The organism is Staphylococcus sp. URHA0057 (genome assembly GCF_000620265.1).
In the GTDB taxonomy this organism is placed as follows: domain Bacteria; phylum Bacillota; class Bacilli; order Staphylococcales; family Staphylococcaceae; genus Staphylococcus; species Staphylococcus pasteuri.
Genome location: NZ_KK211097.1, coordinates 281,823 through 301,894 on the forward strand (window position 1 = coordinate 281,823; position 20,072 = coordinate 301,894).

General features: G+C 33.3%; 12 protein-coding genes. 9 read left to right on the top strand and 3 right to left on the bottom strand.

What is annotated here, in order from left to right; translation table 11 throughout:
- Positions 1-5,455 (bottom strand): lectin-like domain-containing protein (locus N524_RS13025; protein WP_037555843.1); only part of this gene is annotated, 5,455 nt, incomplete at its 3' end.
- 566 nt (positions 5,456-6,021) lie between these two features.
- Between N524_RS13025 and N524_RS0112615 the strand changes: the two genes are divergently transcribed.
- Positions 6,022-6,585 carry a PepSY domain-containing protein gene (locus N524_RS0112615; RefSeq protein ID WP_029056730.1) on the top strand — a complete coding sequence of 188 codons (564 nt, stop codon included), beginning with the start codon at positions 6,022-6,024 and terminating at the stop codon, positions 6,583-6,585.
- Positions 6,586-6,669: 84 nt separating this feature from the next.
- On the opposite strand, the gene N524_RS0112620 is transcribed toward N524_RS0112615, so the two are convergent.
- Entirely contained in the window at positions 6,670-7,026 is a 357-nt protein-coding gene (locus N524_RS0112620) for a DoxX family protein (protein WP_029056731.1), read from the bottom strand.
- A gap of 382 nt (positions 7,027-7,408) precedes the next feature.
- Between N524_RS0112620 and pbp4 the strand changes: the two genes are divergently transcribed.
- Together pbp4 and N524_RS0112630 are read left to right on the top strand one after the other, a co-directional pair.
- A complete protein-coding gene (gene pbp4 / locus N524_RS0112625; protein WP_029056732.1) occupies positions 7,409-8,650 on the top strand; it encodes a penicillin-binding protein PBP4 in 1,242 nt (413 codons plus the stop codon).
- A 163-nt stretch (positions 8,651-8,813) separates the two neighbouring features.
- Entirely contained in the window at positions 8,814-9,452 is a 639-nt protein-coding gene (locus tag N524_RS0112630) for an NAD(P)-dependent oxidoreductase (protein ID WP_029056733.1), read from the top strand.
- Positions 9,453-9,533: 81 nt separating this feature from the next.
- On the opposite strand, the gene N524_RS0112635 is transcribed toward N524_RS0112630, so the two are convergent.
- The gene (locus N524_RS0112635) at positions 9,534-10,196 is read right to left on the bottom strand and encodes a M15 family metallopeptidase (protein WP_029056734.1); all 663 of its coding nucleotides are present in this window, start codon (positions 10,194-10,196) and stop codon (positions 9,534-9,536) included.
- Positions 10,197-10,563: 367 nt separating this feature from the next.
- Here N524_RS0112635 and pflB point away from each other — a divergent pair, with 367 nt between their 5' ends.
- From pflB to N524_RS0112665, 6 genes are all read left to right on the top strand, one after another.
- Positions 10,564-12,807, top strand: a complete 2,244-nt coding sequence (pflB, locus tag N524_RS0112640) for a formate C-acetyltransferase (RefSeq protein ID WP_029056735.1) — start codon at positions 10,564-10,566, stop codon at positions 12,805-12,807.
- 19 nt (positions 12,808-12,826) lie between these two features.
- A complete protein-coding gene (pflA, locus tag N524_RS0112645) occupies positions 12,827-13,582 on the top strand; it encodes a pyruvate formate-lyase-activating protein (protein ID WP_029056736.1) in 756 nt (251 codons plus the stop codon).
- Positions 13,583-13,893: 311 nt separating this feature from the next.
- Positions 13,894-14,823: an FAD:protein FMN transferase gene (locus N524_RS0112650; RefSeq protein WP_029056737.1), complete on the top strand. Its 930-nt coding sequence runs from the start codon at positions 13,894-13,896 to the stop codon at positions 14,821-14,823.
- A gap of 71 nt (positions 14,824-14,894) precedes the next feature.
- The gene (locus N524_RS0112655; protein WP_029056738.1) at positions 14,895-17,927 is read left to right on the top strand and encodes an NADH-dependent flavin oxidoreductase; all 3,033 of its coding nucleotides are present in this window, start codon (positions 14,895-14,897) and stop codon (positions 17,925-17,927) included.
- Positions 17,928-17,939: 12 nt separating this feature from the next.
- Positions 17,940-19,316, top strand: coding sequence for an MFS transporter (locus N524_RS0112660; protein WP_017637621.1), 1,377 nt, complete (start codon positions 17,940-17,942; stop codon positions 19,314-19,316).
- Positions 19,317-19,704: 388 nt separating this feature from the next.
- The coding region (locus N524_RS0112665) for a UTP--glucose-1-phosphate uridylyltransferase (protein WP_029056739.1) at positions 19,705-20,072 on the top strand (368 nt) is incomplete at its 3' end.

Consider the following 20,072-nt stretch of genomic DNA (forward strand, 5'->3'; position numbering starts at 1 on the left):
TACTTGTACTATCTGAAGTAGAGGCACTATCACTAGAAGACTCACTCAATGACGTACTAGAACTATCAGAAAGCGACGTACTCGTACTAGTTGAACCACTTAGAGAAGTGCTAGAACTGTCAGAAAGCGACGTACTCGTGCTAGTAGAATCACTTAGTGAAGTGCTTGTGCTAACCGAAGTAGAAGTACTTGTGCTAGATGAACCACTTAGCGACGTACTAGAACTGTCAGAAAGCGACGTACTCGTACTAGATGAATCGCTTAATGAAGTACTTGTACTATCCGAAGTAGAGGCACTATCACTAGATGAGTCGCTCAATGATGTACTAGAACTGTCAGAAAGTGACGTGCTCGTACTAGTAGAATCACTTTGCGATGTACTAGTGCTCGTACTAGTAGAAGTACTTGTGCTAGCTGATCCACTCAATGAAGTACTCGTACTGTCAGAAAGTGAAGTACTTGTACTAGCAGAATCACTTAACGAAGTACTTGTACTATCTGAAATAGAAGTGCTATCACTAGATGAATTGCTCAATGACGTACTAGAACTATCAGAAAGCGACGTACTCGTGCTTGTCGAACCACTTAGAGAAGTGCTCGTACTAACCGAAGTAGAAGTGCTCACGCTAGATGAGTCGCTCAATGACGTACTAGAACTGTCAGAAAGTGACGTACTCGTACTAGATGAACCACTCAATGATGTACTAGTACTACCTGAAGTAGAAGTACTTACACTATTAGATAATGAAGAACTTATGCTAGATGATTCACTCATTGATTCGTTCGTACTAGTAGAAAGAGACGTTTGTGTACTAGCTGAGTCACTCATAGAAGTACTAGAACTATCAGAAAGCGACGTACTCGTACTAGATGAATCACTTAATGAAGTACTTGCGCTATCAGAAAGCGAAGTACTTGTACTAGCAGAATCACTTAGAGAAGTACTTGTGCTATCAGAAGTCGACGTACTTGTACTAGCTGAGTCACTTGTCGATGTGCTTGCACTGTCTGAAAGTGACGTAGAAGTACTCATGCTAGATGAATCACTCACAGAGGTACTCGTACTAGCAGAAATAGACATACTAGTAGAATTACTTACAGACGTACTTGCACTATCAGATGTCGAAGTGCTTGTACTAGCAGAATCACTCAATGACGTACTAGAACTATCAGAGAGTGACGTAGAAGTACTAGTAGAATCACTTAGAGAAGTACTTGTGCTATCAGAAGTCGACGTACTTGTACTAGATGAGTCACTCGTAGACGTGCTTGCACTGTCAGAAAGCGACGTAGAAGTACTAGTACTATTTGAATCACTTACAGACGTGCTCGTGCTGTCAGAGACAGAAGTACTAGCAGAATCACTTAGAGAAGTACTTGTACTATCGGACGTCGATGTACTTGTACTAGTAGAGTCACTTGTCGACGTGCTTGCACTATCAGAGAGTGATGTTGATGTACTAGTCGAATCACTTAGTGAAGCACTTGTACTATCAGACGTAGAAGTACTTGTACTAGTAGAGTCACTTGTCGAAGTGCTTGCACTATCAGAAAGCGAAGTAGATGTACTAGTACTAGTTGATTCACTTACAGAAGTGCTCGTGCTATCGGAGACAGAAGTACTCAATGAATCACTTGTAGACGTGCTTGCGCTATCCGAAGTGGAAGTACTTGTACTAGTAGAGTCACTTGTCGATGTGCTTGCACTGTCAGAAAGTGATGTAGAAGTACTCGTACTAGATGAATCACTTACAGAAGTGCTCGTGCTATCTGAAACAGAAGTACTCAATGAATCACTTAGTGAAGCACTTGTGCTATCCGAAGTGGAAGTACTAGTACTAGACGAATCGCTAGTCGACGTGCTTGCACTATCAGAAAGCGATGTAGAAGTACTAGTACTATTTGAATCACTCACAGACGTACTCGTGCTGTCAGAAACAGAAGTACTCAATGAATCACTTAGTGAAGCACTAGCACTATCAGAAGTTGACGTACTTGTACTAGTAGAGTCACTTGTCGAAGTGCTTGCGCTATCAGAAAGTGAAGTAGAAGTACTTGTACTATTTGAATCGCTCACAGAAGTGCTCGTGCTATCAGAAACAGAAGTACTCAATGAATCACTTAGTGAAGCACTTGTGCTATCAGACGTAGACGTACTTGTACTAGATGAATCGCTAGTATACGTGCTTGCGCTATCAGAAAGCGAAGTAGAAGTACTTGTACTATTTGAATCGCTCACAGACGTACTCGTGCTGTCAGAAACAGAAGTACTCAATGAATCACTTAGTGAAGTACTTGCACTATCAGACGTAGACGTACTAGTACTAGTAGAATCACTCATAGATGTACTAGAACTATCAGAAAGTGATGTCGAAGTACTAGTACTAGATGAATCACTTACAGAAGTGCTCGTGCTATCTGAAACAGACGTACTCAATGAATCACTTAGTGAAGCACTAGCACTATCAGAAGTTGAAGCACTCGCGCTATCCGACATAGAAGTACTAGAACTTTGAGATTCACTTACAGAAGTGCTTGTGCTATCAGAAGCTGACATGCTGTTACTTACTGATTGGCTATCAGACATGGACGCACTAGTACTTTGTGAGTCACTTAGTGAAGCACTTGTACTACCAGAAGTTGAAGCGCTAATAGAATCGCTTAATGACGCACTTGCACTATTAGAAACTGACATGCTATTACTTACTGATTGACTATCAGACAAGGATGCACTAGTACTTTGTGAGTTACTTAGTGACGCACTTGTACTACCAGAAGTTGAAGCACTCGTAGAATTACTTATAGATGCACTAGTACTATTTGATGACGAAATACTATTACTATTAGATGTACTATTTGAAGTACTTGTACTATCAACTGTTGAAGTACTTTGTGAGTTAGAAATAGAATCACTTTCTGCATTTCTTCCAATATTCCAAGTAAATGTTTTAGTAGTTGTATTATTACTAGCATCTTTAGATGTAACTGTTACAGTATAGTCACCCATTGTAGTAGGTGTGCCACTAACTGTTTTAGTTGTAGGATCATAAGTTAAACCTGGTGGTAATCCAGTTACAGTATCAGTTGTTGAACCACTGTTGTCACTTGTATCAATTGTTACGTTATTAATAGGTGATAGTACTTGGTTAGATTGATTATTAATATTAATAACCGGATTAGTAGTATCCACTACATTAATGTTAAATGTCGATGTAGACGAATTACCGGCTTGATCAACTGAAGTGACAGTAACAGTATTATTTCCTAATTGTGTAGGAGTTCCAGTAATTGTGTTTGATGCTGAATCATAACTTAATCCAGAAGGTAGACCTGTAACAGTATTTGTAACAGTGCCAGTACCATTATCTGTTGTATTCACTGTAATAGGTGAAATTGGGCTATTAATTTCTTTAGTTTGATTAGACATGTTAATAGTTGGTGCCTGTACATCTTTATAAAAGACAGTTATAGCTTGCCCTGCATTTGTTAATTTAACTGTTTTATTTGTTGCGTTATATGTTGGTGCATATGTACTATCTATATTTACTAATTGATAACCTTTAGCCGTAATCGCGCTTTGTTGATCATCAATAGTGACAGTATTGTCTACGTCTCCAGCCAGTGTTTTAGCTGCAACGATTTCTTTACCAGTATCGGCATCAACATAGTGAACTTGTGCCGTAGCAGTTTCAGTATACGTGAATGAGTCAATTTCAACTTGTTGTAAATTTCGAGCTCCACCAGTAGACGCTGTCATAGATAGCGAGAAGTTAGTATTTTTACTGGCTTTAATCCAATCAGAAATATTTCTAGTCCACGTTTGTCCAGCATATGTTACTGTCATGACTTTCGTATCACCATTATAATCAATGATAAAATCTTGGAAAGTACCATTAGGTTGTGTTGTTAATTTAGCCGCATTAGCAGTTTTTGTATTATCTGTATAAGTTGTTGCTACGCCTGAATTATTTGTTGTTACAAATGCACCGAATGCGCCACCGCCACCTACACTAGCAGGGTCTTTATTAGCTTTGGCAGATGAGTTAGGTTGTGAGGTATTATGATAAGTATCTAACTTAAAGCCGAAAGCATTATTCAAGCCACCAATACCTAAGGCAGCCCCTTCTTTACCAATTTGTCCGAGTGTACCTGGTGAAAAGGCGAAACCGATACCATCGCCACCAGTGACGCCGTCTGGAGAAGTTCCTTCATAACGAGTTCCTAGGTTAACTTTACCTTCAAAATGGAAACTTTTATTTGAGTCAATTTTAGTACCTAGAGATATAGCACCTTTTTGTCCGCCAACATCTGGAGTTAATGTTGCAACACCAGTACTTTGATCGTATGTTGCAGAACCGCTAGTTGTGAAATGATCAGTAAAGTTATCCTTATCAACTACGACCTGTGAAGTTGTAGGTGCAATTGGTGATGCTGTTGTTGCTGCAGCTGCTAAACGATTGACCGCTAATCTACTAAATGCACGTACTTTAGTTGTACTAGTCGATTTACTAGATTCACTAGCAACCGGTGTAGTGACAACACTCTCAGAAGCAGTATGTGTCATTCTTTCATTAATATATGATGTTTTATTCGTAATCGCTTCACTATTTACTGTATTTTGTTTTGGGGATTCACTTGATGTAGCACCTGCAGATGATTGACTGTCGGTATTTTTCGTTGAAGCTTGAGATTGAGAGTCTGGTGAAGTTGATTTAGTTTCACTTGAAGTACTTGTTTTACTTTCATTTGTAGCTGTTTCTGATTTCTGCGATTGTGAATCAGATGAATTATCGTTAGATGATGAAGTAGATTTTGTACTTTGAGAATTTTTTGAATCATTTTTGCTTGCTTCAGAGTTACTATGGTCTGATTGACTAGACTTAGAAGCTTGCTCTGAATCAGAATTCTGTTTGTTAGTTTGATCAGTTTCACTATGTTGTTCAGATTTATTTTCAACGCTTTCACTAGATTGTGTATCTGATTTCTCGCTACTACTAGACGTAGATTGAGTACTATCAGTTGTGTCATTTTTTTCAGAACTTTGTGTTTTTTCTGATGAAACAGATTCACTTTTCGCTGTGTTTTCACTATTGCTTGCATGTTTAAGTTCAGTTGAATTTTGATTTGCGACTGCTTGACTTTGTGTAGAAAGCTCTGAAGTTACAGGTAATTCAGAAGCTGCCATTGCTTGATGATTATGTAACATATTAACTGTAAAAGCGCCACCTGCTATTGTAGAAGCTTTTATAGCATTTCTTTTTACAAAGTTACCTTTTTCTTTACCTTCATCAGAATCTTCCATTGTATGATTGGAAAAGATAGGTAATCCCATGATTCGCATTAATTTAATTTCTTTGATACCTGATTTAATCCAATGTTTCCCAGATTTATATAATTTAACCCGAGATTTTTCGTTTTCTAAACTGTGTTTTAAATTTCTTTGTCTTTTTGACATTGAACCATACTCCTTTAAATGTTGCTGTGTAAGAATGGGTTAGTCTCAATGTAATAATACACTAATATTTAACTTCATATTACGTAACAAATATATCACACTTTGAGATTAAAAAATATTAATATTATTTGGAAAATAAAATTGTTATCCCATTACAACGAATAGAGTAAAATTCAATAAGTTTGTATAATATATTTGTTGTAATACAAGTATAACTATTCACAAATCTATTTCTAAAAAAGTTTTTTGTAGCTATTATTTTTGAAAACATTTAAAAATTTATAAAAATCAAAATAAGTGTAAATGATTTCTGTGAGAGGACACTGAGGTTTGTCTGACGTCAACGTGCTCGTGGTCTAATTTAGAACTAATATTCTAAAATTTTTAAGTACAATCGAAACGTAAAATTCAATAAAAAGCAATGATAAATACTTTAAAATAAGTGAACTACTGTAAACATTTATCTTCAATAAATCTTTACCAAATCTTTACAATTCCTTAATTTAAGTTTTTTTGTATAGAAAGTTGGGGATTAAGAAATATCTAATATAAAGGAGAGACTAACAATGAAACATACAAAAACAATAGCTTTATTATCATCGGCAGCCATTTTATTAGGTGCGTGTGGCAATGGAGGTAGTGATTCAGCTTCAAATAAAAAAGACGAAGGTACAAAAGATACTACTGTAGCAGTAAAAGATATTAAGACAAATCCTGAAGATGCGATTAAAAAAACGCAACAAACATATAAAGGTCAAGATTTAAAAGATATTTCATATGAAAAATCAAATGGCGACTGGGTATACAAAGTTGAACAACAAGACACTAAGAATAACAAAGAATCAGAAGTCATTATTAATGACAAAGATAAAAAGGTAATTCATAAAGAAACTGAAAAAGGCGAATCTAATAATTCTAATGATTCGTTTAAATATAGTGATGTAAAAGATTATAAAGATGCCATTAAATCTGCTCAAAAAGAATTTGACGGTGACGTTAAAGAATGGTCATTATCTAAAGATGATGGAAAATTAGTTTATGATTTCGACCTACAAAAAGGTAAAGAAAAACATGAAATAACAGTCGATGCTAAAACAGGTAAAGTATTAGATAGTCAACAAGATGATTAGTATATAATAGAAAATCGTATTTGAAAAAGCAACCTAACGATGTGTTAGGTTGCTTTTCGTGTGTCTGAATGTTCTATTTAAAAATTAATATAGTTCTAATAATTTCTTCCAATTATATGAGATCATTACAGCAATACTCATAACTAGAAGTATAATTACAAGTTCTGAAGCCATATAACCTTGTGATAGATGTACCGTAAATAATGCGCCTAGCATAATAACGATAAAACCAGCAGCAACGTAATTTGAAAGTAAACCTATAATCATAAAGATACCACCAATAAATTCAAACAATCCTAATAAAATGCCTAAAAATGCTGGAAAGCCTAAGCCAGCCATCATTTCCATAGGTTCTTTAAATCCACTAAATACCTTTTGTGAACCATGTATTGTAAAAGTGACACCTAACATAAGTCTAATTAATAATAATCCTATTCTCATAGCGTATAACTCCTTTTGTATATTTTATATACCTGATATAACAGTTATATTACAATACTAGCTATTTACATTCAAGAACAAATCAGATATTTATTGTAACTAAACAATTAAAAATAGATTACAAAATGTAATAAAACGATAAAATGCTATAAATTTTAAAAAATAAAGTCCTTCTTACTTTAGAAATACATATTTTACAAAATTTGATAATAAAATTTTAATAGAGTAAGTCAATTACGTTATAATACTTATGTTCATATAATATATACATAAATACCAAATTAGTTTAGAGTGAAATTAAGTAGGGCACTTATAAACATAGGTATATGCAAATTACATATAGTAACTAAATGATATAAAAATATTAATAGGGGGAACATCATTGAAAAAAGTTTTGACCAGTATTCTGATGATAATTATGTGTTTAATCGTTGTATCACCAACTGTTTTAGCATCACAGTCACCTGTAGACGTAGCTAAACAAGAAAAACAAAACATTGATAAGCAATACAATCCAAAAGGTATGATAGTAACTACTGAGGATGGACAAATACTCTACAATTATCACGACAAAAAACAAGTTGATCCAGCTTCAACAACCAAATTGATGACAATGAATTTAATATACGATGATATTAAATCCGGAAAAGTGAAAATGAACGATAAAGTAAAAATTACATCAAGATACGAAAAAATGTCAGAATTACCTAATTTAACAACATTTCCTTTAAAACAAGGTGAAACTGTTACAATCAATCAATTATTGAAACAAGCAGCATTAGAATCAAGTAATGCTTCTACGTTAGTTTTAGCTGAACATATTGATGGCAATTCTTCAAAATTCACAGATAGAATGAATAAAAAAGCAAAAGAATTAGGTATGAAAAATACAAAATTTACTAATCCAAGTGGAGCAAATAATAAAGTATTACAACCATATGAACCGAAAAAATATAAAAATGATACTATTTCTCATACATCTGCACGAGATATGGCTATACTCAGCACAAATTTGTTAAAAGAACATCCGGATGTTTTAAAAATTACAAAGCTTTCTAAAGATACACAATCTAATCAAGAGCTACATAATACAAATACGTCATTACCAAATGAAGCAGATGCTATGAAAGATGTTGATGGATTGAAAACAGGTACTAGTGACAATGGCTATAATCTAGAATTAACAGCTAAACGACACCATTTAAGAATCGTTACTGGCATATTTAATGTTATGCCCTATCCTGATGAACAAGCTAAACACGCACGTCAAAAACTTGCGAATGCTTTAACTGAGCATGCTTTTAAACAATATGAATACCGTAAAGTTGTTTCAAAAGGGGAACATAAGATAGATGGTAAGGAATACGAAGTTAAAAAAGATTTATATGATTTAGTTCCAAAAGATAAGAAAAAATATAAATTGAAAGTTTCTAAAGACAATCGATTATACGTTGATTATGATAGACAATTTATAAAAGATCATCACGCCCCTAGCGTTAAAGTTGAAGCTACGACACATTGGGGCATGATTTTCCTTTACATACTTATGGCGGTCGTAGGCCTTGTACTACTTGGTATGCTTACAATTATTGGCATCAAAATTTATTTTAAGAATAATAAATAAATATATAAATTGAGATAACTAACCTACCACTTTATGGATAAGAATTTATATTAAGAGCTATTAAATTGACAAAAACATAAGTAACTGCAAAGATTACATTTATATATATAGATTAATTGCTTTTAAATTAACCTTTATAACTAGAAATACGGAGGGGTTTATAATGAAAGTAGGAATTATTGGGGCTTCAGGTAAAGTTGGACAACTTATTTTAGAAGAAGCAGTAGATAGAGGAAACCAAGTAACGGCTATCGTAAGAAATGCATCAAAAGTTTCGAACTCAAATGTAGATGTCATTGAAAAAGATATTCATGATTTAACTACTTCTGATATTACAGCATTTGATGTAGTGGTAAATGCATTTGGTGCACCATTAGGCGATTCAGAAGGTCATATTAATGCAGGTCGTCATTTAATTGATATTTTAAAAGGTACAGATACTAGAGCAATTATTGTTGGTGGTGCAGGAAGCTTATATGTTGATGATGCTCACACTACTAAACTGATTGACACTGAAGAATTTCCAGATGTAGTCAAACCAACTGCAATAGGCCAAGGACAAAACCTTGAAGAATTACAAAATGCAGAAGGAATTACTTGGACATTTTTAAGTCCTTCAGCTGAATTTGATTATGAAGGTGCAAGAACTGGTAAATATAAATCTGGTAAAGATCAACTATTAGTGAATTCTAATGGAAAAAGTTATATTAGCTATGCTGATTTTGCAATAGCTATTGTAGATGAAATTGAAAACCCACAACATATTAATGAACGTTTTACAGTTGTAGGCGAAGAAAAATAATAAAGTTATCACTTTTATCATAAAGTAAGGCGGAAATTTTGAGTTGATATTCAATTCAAAATCTCCGCCTTTTTCTATTATTTATTTCCTAGGATATAAACCTAAATATGATTCTAAACTTTTACCTGATTGTTTAACTTGTTTCGCTTTATCTTTTCCTAAATAACGTAAATGCCATGGTTCATATTGATAACCTGTTTCATTCTCTTTATGTTTCCCATATCTTACAATGAAACCATAATCAGCAGCATGTTTTTTAATCCATTTACCTTCTTTAGTTTTACCAAAGCTACGATATAAATTTTTATCTGAGCCCTGTGCTCCTACATCAAATGATAATCCAGTTTGATGTTCAGAGTGACCTGGTTTCGAACTATATTTATTAGCAGCTTTTTCGCCATCTCTAGCTTTATAATTATTAAATAGTTGTACTTGTGTTTGATAACTTCTAAAACCACTTATTTTATATAATTGAATATTATCTTTCTTTGCATCTGTCATCATTTTATTTAAAGCACGTACCGCTTTTGGATTTTCTCCTGGATTGAAATCTTTAGGTAATTTAATTTGTTTATTTACTATTAGAATACCATCAATATATGTCTTTCCGTCTTTTTTAATCTTTTTATGATTTTTCTTCGAATGGTTATTATCACTTTTTTGATTTTTTTCACCTAAATGACCATTTGAACATGCTGACAGTATTAATAATCCCATTAATAAAAAAAGATATAACTTCTTCATGTAACATTTAACTCCTTTAAACTATTAATCACTCAATACTTGAAGGTTAGATGATGTCATCATTCCATACTAAATTAGCCTAACATATTTGCTTGAAAATTTAATTGTATTTAGTCAATAAATTCACTTTTTTTAAAGTGACAAACTATTCTTTTTACCATTAACTATAAATTTGTTATATAACAGATAATTTAAAAGATATACTCTATTAATTTATTTCACAGGTTCTTTAATCAGCCACATATTATATATAATTTAGCCATAAATTATGTGAAAATAATCACAAAATACATGCTATACTCTTTGTGAAAGCGATAACAAAATTTGGAATTAATTAACTAATAATAAATAATTGGAGGCGAAAGGTATGTTAGAAACAAATCATACTCATGCTTGGCAAGGTTTTAAAAATGGACGTTGGAATAGACATTCAGACGTAAGAGAATTTATTCAATTAAACTATTCTTTATATGAAGGCGACGACGCATTCCTAGAAGGTCCAACAGAAGCTACTTCAAAATTATGGGACCAAGTGATGCAATTGTCTAAAGAAGAACGTGATCGCGGTGGCATGTGGGATATGGATACAAAAGTTGCATCGACAATCACTTCACATGATGCAGGATATTTAGACAAAAACTTAGAAACAATCGTTGGTGTTCAAACAGATAAACCATTCAAACGCTCAATGCAACCATTTGGTGGTATACGTATGGCGAAAGCTGCATGTGAAGCATATGGATATGAATTAGATCCAGAAACTGAAAAAGTCTTCACAGATTATCGTAAAACACATAACCAAGGTGTATTCGATGCATATTCCAGAGAAATGTTAGATTGCCGTAAAGCAGGAATTATTACTGGGTTACCAGACGCTTATGGCCGTGGACGTATCATTGGAGACTACCGCCGTGTGGCATTATACGGTGTAGATTTCTTAATGGAAGAAAAACTTCACGATTTCAATACAATGTCTACTGAAATGTCAGAAGATGTAATTCGTTTACGTGAAGAACTATCAGAACAATATAGAGCTTTAAATGAATTAAAAGAATTAGGTCAAATGTATGGTTTCGATTTAAGTCGACCAGCAACTAACTTTAAAGAAGCAGTGCAATGGTTATATCTAGCATATCTAGCTGCAATTAAAGAACAAAATGGTGCAGCAATGAGTTTAGGACGTACATCAACATTCTTAGATATTTATGCAGAACGTGATTTGAAAAATGGTGACATAACTGAAAGTGAAGTACAAGAAATTATCGACCACTTCATTATGAAATTACGTATTGTTAAATTTGCTCGTACACCAGACTATAATGAATTATTCTCAGGAGATCCAACATGGGTTACTGAATCTATTGGTGGTGTAGGTATCGATGGCAGACCACTTGTTACTAAAAACTCATTCCGTTTCTTACATTCATTAGACAATTTAGGTCCAGCACCAGAACCAAACTTAACAGTACTTTGGTCAGTGCGTTTACCTGAAAACTTCAAAATTTATTGTGCAAAAATGAGTATTAAAACAAGTTCAATTCAATACGAAAATGATGACTTAATGCGTGAAAGTTATGGCGATGACTATGGTATTGCATGTTGTGTATCTGCTATGAAAATTGGTAAACAAATGCAATTCTTCAGAGCAAGAGCTAACTTAGCTAAAACATTATTATATGCAATCAATGGTGGTAAAGATGAAAAATCTGGAAAACAAGTAGGACCAAGTTACGAAGGTATTAAATCTGACGTACTTGATTATGATGAAGTCTTTGCTAAATTTGAAAAAATGATGGATTGGTTAGCAGGTGTCTACATTAATTCATTAAATATCATCCACTACATGCATGATAAATATAGCTATGAAAGAATCGAAATGGCATTACATGATACAAATATCATTCGCACAATGGCTACTGGTATAGCAGGATTATCTGTAGCAGCAGACTCATTATCAGCAATTAAATATGCAAAAGTAACACCTATTAGAGATGAAAATGGACTTGTGACAGACTTTGAAATCGAAGGAGATTTCCCCAAATATGGTAACAACGACAGCCGTGTAGATGATATTGCAGTAGACTTGGTAGAACGCTTTATGACAAAATTACGTAGCCATAAAACATATCGTGATTCAGAACATACAATGAGTGTATTAACGATTACTTCAAACGTTGTATATGGTAAGAAAACAGGTAATACACCAGATGGACGTAAAGCTGGAGAACCATTTGCACCAGGTGCTAACCCAATGCATGGACGCGACCAAAAAGGTGCATTATCATCATTAAGTTCTGTAGCTAAAATTCCTTATGATTGCTGTAAAGATGGAATTTCAAATACATTTAGTATTGTTCCAAAATCACTAGGTAAAGAAGAAGAATCACAAAACAAAAACTTAACAAGTATGCTAGACGGTTACGCTATGCAACATGGCCATCACTTAAATATCAATGTATTTAATAGAGAAACATTACTAGATGCAATGGATCATCCTGAAGAATACCCACAATTAACAATTCGTGTATCTGGCTATGCAGTTAACTTTATTAAATTAACTCGTGAACAACAATTGGATGTTATTTCTCGTACATTCCACGAACAAATGTAGAAAATAAGGTGGGAGCAAAATGCTTAAAGGACACTTACACTCCGTTGAAAGTATGGGTACAGTAGACGGACCAGGAATTAGATATATATTATTCACACAAGGTTGTTTATTAAGATGTTTATATTGTCATAATCCAGATACATGGAAAATTAATGAGCCATCAAGAGAAGTGACAGTAGATGAAATGGTAAATGAAGTATTACCTTATAAACCATACTTTGACGCTTCAGGTGGAGGAGTTACAGTTAGCGGTGGCGAACCATTGTTACAAATGCCGTTTTTAGAAGCATTATTTAAAGAATTAAAAGCTAATGGAATACACACATGTCTTGATACTTCTGCTGGATGTGTTAATGATACAGTAGCATTTAATCGTCATTTTGATGAATTACAAAAATATACGGATCTCATGCTTTTAGACATTAAACATATCGATAATGAAAAACATATTAAATTAACAGGCAAACCGAATACACATATTCTTAAATTTGCACGTAAGCTTTCAGATATGAAACAACCTATATGGATAAGACACGTTCTAGTCCCAGGAATTTCAGATGATAAAGAAGATTTAATTAAATTGGGTGAATTTATCAATTCGCTAGATAATGTTGAAAAATTTGAAATCTTACCTTATCACCAACTCGGAGTACACAAGTGGAAAAATTTAGGTATCCCATATCAATTAGAAAATGTTGAACCACCAAATGATGAAGCAGTCAAAATGGCATATCAATACGTTAATTTCAAAGGAAAAATTCCAATCACGCTATAAAAAACTATATTATACCCCATAAAATACCCTTCAAATTATGGACATATCAAAGCAGAATTTGATATGTCCATTTTTAATAAAATTTGAAGTAATTGTTAATTATTTATCAAAATATAAAAAATAATTTAATAATCATTAAGTTTATTTTTAAAGTGTGTTTTAATTGTGAACATTTATCATATTTTAACTATTTTTGTGTATTTATGGTAGTATGAACTTGGAAATAGAATTAGTTAACAATATTTCTAAATTTTATATTTTTTTAGCACTTTTTGTAAACGCTATCAAAATATATTTCAGGAGGGGATAAATTGAAAAACGTCATAATTAATGCAATGGGGACGGTGATTCGCTTATCAATTAATCACAATCAACCAGATTCAATTTTATCTCAAGCCGAGTCCAAAATTCATACTTGGGAAAAACAATTTAGTGCTAATGACGAGCACTCAGATTTAATGAAAATTAACCGAATGGCTGGTATAAGGCCAGTAGTAACTAGTGATGAAATATTTAAAATGATTCAGCTAGGTTATCATGCAACATTATCTTCTAATCAAAAAATGAATATCTTAATAGGCCCTTTAGTTAAACTTTGGAAAATTGGTTTTGAAGATGCTAAAAAGCCAAATGAACAAGACATTCAACATGCGATAACGTTAACGAATCCTGAAAATCTAGAATTGAATGAAGCAACAAATGAAGTTTATTTAACTAAGAAAGGTATGGAGATTGATTTAGGCGCTCTTGTAAAAGGGTATTTTGCTGATCAACTTCAAACATTTTTCATTAATCATGGTGTAACTTCAGGAATTATTGATTTTGGTGGTAACGTGATTACGATTGGTGAAAATACACCAACATCAAGAAGTTGGAAGGTAGGTATTCGTAATCCTTTTTATAAGAATAGTAATCCACTTGCAGTTTTAGAGATTCATCAACAATCTGTTGTGACTTCAGGTATATATGAACGCTATTTTATAAAAGATCATCAATTGTATCATCACATATTAGATAGTAAAACAGGATACCCAGTTAATAATGATATTGCTAGCGTAACCATCGTATCTGATCATTCTGTGGATTGCGAGATATGGACTACGATTTGTAGTTTTGGGCAAGCATCACAAAATATTGAACTACTTAATCAAATAGATGGTATTGAAGGTGTCATTGTTAAACGTGATGGCGACATTGTTTCAACTTCAAGAATTTCTATGCAAAAAGAATATGTAATTTAAATACTCTAAATGAGTATTATATTTTTAAATATACATGTGAAAATAATCACAATTTATCAGGAGGATGACTTATGAATAAAGAAATTTTAGATACTGTCAAATTAAACTCTGGAGCTGAATTGAAAAACCGTATAGTAATGGCGCCAATGACAATTCAAGCTGGCTATTTTGACGGTAGTGTGACTTCAGAAATGATAGATTACTATCAATACCGATCAGGTGACGCAGCTGCAATTATTGTAGAAAGTTGCTTTGTTGAAGATCATGGACGTGGATTCCCGGGTGCTATTGGTGTTGACACAGATGAAAAGGTTAAAGGTCTAGCAAGATTAGCACAAGCGATTAAAGACAAAGGATCAAAAGCAATTCTACAAATTTATCATGCCGGTCGTATGGCTAATCCAAAATTAAATGAAGGAGAACAGCCAATCTCCGCAAGTCCAATTACTGCATTGCGACCTGATGCTGCAACACCGCGTGAAATGACTACATCACAAATAGAACAAATGATTAATCACTTTGGCGAAGCGACTCGTAGAGCAATTGAAGCGGGATTCGATGGTGTAGAAATTCACGGTGCGAATACGTATTTAATTCAACAATTCTTCTCTCCTCACTCTAATAGAAGACAAGATGAATGGGGCGGTAGTCGAGAAAAACGTACAAAATTCCCAATCGAAGTATTGAAAAAAGTTCAAAGTGTTGTGGCTCAAGCAGACGCTAAAGATTTTATTATTGGTTATCGTTTCTCTCCAGAAGAATTAGAAGAACCAGGTATTAGATTTGAAGATACAATGTATCTCTTAAATACACTTGCTGAATATAAACCTGACTACTTCCATATTTCAGCAAATAGTTATAAACGTACGTCAATCGTTAATCAAGACGATTCTGAGCCATTAATTAATAAATACTTAAATTCTAGAAATGAAACATTGGCAAGCATTCCTTTAATAGGTGTCGGAAGCATTTCACAAAAGCAAGATGCTGAAGAAGCTTTAGAACTAGGGTATGACTTATTAGCAGTTGGTAAAGCATACTTAATTGAACCAAATTGGACTGAAAAAATTATTAACGACCAAGAAGTAGAACAATTTGTTGATATCCATGATCAAAAAGTATTACACATTCCATCACCATTATGGAAAGTAATGGACTTTATGATATTAGACAAAGAAGAAGAACATAGAAAATACGAAAAACTTAAAGCATTACAAAATAAAAAAGTGAAATTTAATAAAGGTACTTATAACGTATTTGCTAAAGGTCATAATGGTAATTTACCTATGAAAGTTGAATTGTCTGAAGACAAAATTGTAAGTATTGAAGTTGATGACAGTGGAGAATCTGAAGGTATTGCTAATCCAGTATTTGAACGTTTACCACAAGATATCATAGAAGGACAAACATTAAATGTAGACGTAGTTTCTGGGGCAACTGTTACAAGTGAAGGTATTATTCAAGGTATCGCTGAAGCGATTGAACAAGCTGGCGAAGATCCTGATGTACTACGCGCGCGTCCTAAACCAGTTGTTCAATGGTCAAATGAAACAATTGAAGAAACAACGGATATTGTTGTAATCGGTACTGGTGGTGCAGGTTTAAGTGCTGCAGCTACTGCTTTAGATGAAGGTAAAGAAGTGATTATGCTTGAAAAATTTGCCGCTATCGGAGGAAATACGATACGTACTGGCGGACAAGTCAATGCAGTTGAACCAGAATGGCAAGGTAGTTTCCCTGCATTAGCTGGTGAACATGAGACATTAAAACAACTATTAGAACATGATGAAAATGATATAGATGATGATTATAAAGAAGATTTCCGCACAGTAAAATCTCAAATTAAAGCCTATTTAGATGACGATAGTGAAAAAGGCAATAACTTATTCGATTCAATTGAATTACACCGAATTCAAACATATTTAGGTGGTAAACGTAAAGATAAAAATAATGTAGAAATTACAGGTGACTATGAACTAGTTAAAACACTCACAGATAATGTATTAGATTCTGTTAAATGGCTAACAGAAAAAGGCGTACATTTCGATCGTTCATTCGTAGATATGCCAGTTGGTGCATTATGGCGTCGTGGTCATAAACCAATGAAAGCACAAGGTTTAGAATTTATCGAAAATCTTGGTGACTATGTTAAAACACATCACGGTCGTATATTCACTGAAACAACAGCCGAAAAATTAATCAAAGAAGGCAATAAAATTGTAGGTATTGAAGCTCGTAAAGCAAACGGAGCTAAAGTTAAAATTCATACAAAACATGGTGTAGTACTTGCTACAGGTGGATTTGGTGCTAATACTAAAATGTTACAACAATATAATACGTATTGGGATAGTATTCCAGATGATATTAAAACAACTAACTCACCTGCAATTACTGGTGATGGTATACGTTTAGGTGTCCAAGCAGGTGCAGAACTTGTTGGTATGGGATTCTCTCAAATGATGCCAATATCTGACCCTAAAACAGGCGCACTATTCACAGGTTTAATTGTGACACCATCTAACTTCGTATTTGTTAATAAAGAAGGACAACGTTTCGTAAATGAATTTGAAAGTAGAGACGTGTTATCTAAAGCAGCATTAGAACAAAAAGAAGGTATGTTCTACATTATTGCTGATGAAAATATTAAATCATTAGCGATGAATACTTCTGAAGACAAAATTAATCATGAGCTTGAAGACGGTACATTAGTAAAAGGTGACACATTAGAAGAATTAGCAGAAAAACTAAACATCGAACCACAACAATTAATTAATACTATCGAACGTTATAACAAATTTGTTGATCAAGGTCATGATTATGATTTCAATAAAAGTGCATTTGATTTAAAAATTGAAAAAGCACCATTCTATGCAACACCTCGTAAACCAGCAGTACATCATACTATGGGAGGCTTACGAATTAATTCTCAAGCACAAGTTATTGATGTTGAAGGTCATATTATTGAAGGATTATATGCATCTGGTGAGGTAGCAGGAGGTATTCATGCAGGTAACCGATTAGGTGGTAATGCACTTGCTGATATCTTTACTTATGGAAGAATTGCTGGTAAAAGTGCAGCTACGCATCAAGTTACTAATGAATAGGAGTGACTAGCTATGTCTGGAAATTACAAAAAAGGAAATCAATTAATACTAGCTATTATATTAGGGATTTTGACATATTGGTTGTTTGCTCAATCTCTCTTAAATATAGCGCCTCATGTGCAAAATGATTATCACGTTGATATGAGTATTATCAATATTGCAGTAAGTCTTACCTCACTATTAACTGGTGTGTTCATAGTTGTTGCAGGTGGACTCTCAGATAAAATAGGAAGAGTAAAAGTGACTAGAGCGGGACTAGTATTAAGTATATTAGGATCTATTTCCGTTATTATAACTAATATGCCGTTCTTCTTACTTACAGGACGTGTATTACAAGGTCTTTCAGCCGCTTGTTTATTACCAGCGACGATTGCGATTATTAACTCATTCTTCTCAGGTGAAGAACGTCAAAAAGCATTAAGCTTTTGGTCATTTGGTTCTTATGGTGGAACTGGACTAGCTTCTCTATTCGCTGGTGTAGTCGCAACATATGTAGGATGGCGTTGGATTTTTATCTTATCAATTATTTTTGCATTCATCGCAATGATATTATTAAGAGGTACGCCAGAGTCTAAAGATGAATCCGCACATAATAAGAAATTTGATATTATGGGTATTTTCATCTTCGTAATTATGATGTTAAGTATTAATATAGTTATCACACAAGGTACAAAATTAGGTTGGCTTAATCCTGTAATTATAGGTTTAATCGTAGTATTTATTATCACATTGTTTGCATTTTACATTTATGAACGTAAACAAAGAGAACCATTTATTGATTTTACGTTATTTTCAAACAAAATTTATATAGGTACAACGATTGCTAATTTAATGGTTAATACTGAAATTGGAGTGCTTGCATTATTCAATATTTATATGCAAGACGCCATGGGATTATCAGGAGCACAAGCAGGGTTAATTACTATTCCATATATGGTTTGTAGTTTAATCATGGTTCGTGTAGGTGAACGTTTCATGCAAAAAAATGGACCTCAAATACCATTAATGTTTGGACCAATCACTATTGCTGTAGGAATTATTTTACTATCCATTACAGCCTTACCAAGTATAATTTATTATATCGTTTCAGTGATTGGGTTTATTTGCATAGGGTTAGGCTTAGGCTTCTTTGCAACACCAGCCTTATCAACAGCAGTATCAAATGTTCCAGAAGAAAAAGTAGGTACAGCATCAGGTATCATTAAAATGACATCAACATTAGGAGCAGCATTTGGTATCGCTGTTGTGACAACTGTTTATTCAACAATTAGTATTTATAACGATACCCATTTTGCAGCAACAATCGCATTTATCGTAGGTGCTTGTATGGTATTAGTCGCATTTATCGCCGCATTTATTTTAGTACCAAAACGAAATGTAGAAGTATAGATCATAAAATAAGCAATTTGTATTTAAAAGAGGGATTTAGTAGCTAGCAGTAGTTACTAAATCCTTTTTTGAAGAGAATATTTATTTTCAGAAAATAGAATATTAGTTTAATAACTAGAAAAACTGATTTTGTATTTAATATTGGAAATCAGTTTTTTATTTGACTAAATAATTTGAGTTGTCTAACAATATAGACTTGTACAATATTTATAAAAAATAATGCTAATAAATTATGAAACAATGTGATATTATAATGTAGTGTAAAAACATTACTTTTAATGAAAAGAATAAATCTTTAAATTCAATATATATAACACTTGTATATATTAATAATCTAATAAACGATTTATGCTAATGCTTAAAAGTTATTTGAAGGGGAGTTAATTAAATGAGGGTCAAAAAAGCAATTATTCCAGCAGCTGGTTTGGGTACTAGATTTTTACCAGCAACAAAAGCAATGCCGAAAGAAATGCTTCCAATTCTAGATAAACCAACTATTCAATACATCGTTGAAGAAGCATCAAGAGCAGGTATCGAAGACATTATTATCGTTACAGGTAAACATAAACGTGCGATTGAAGACCACTTTGATAACCAAAAAGAACTAGAAATGGTATTAGAAGAAAAAGGTAAAAATGATTTATTAGAACGCGTTCAATATTCAACCGATTTAGCTAATATCTTTTACGTTAGACAAAAAGAACAAAAAGGTTTAGGTCATGCCATCCACACAGCACGTCAATTTATTGGCGATGA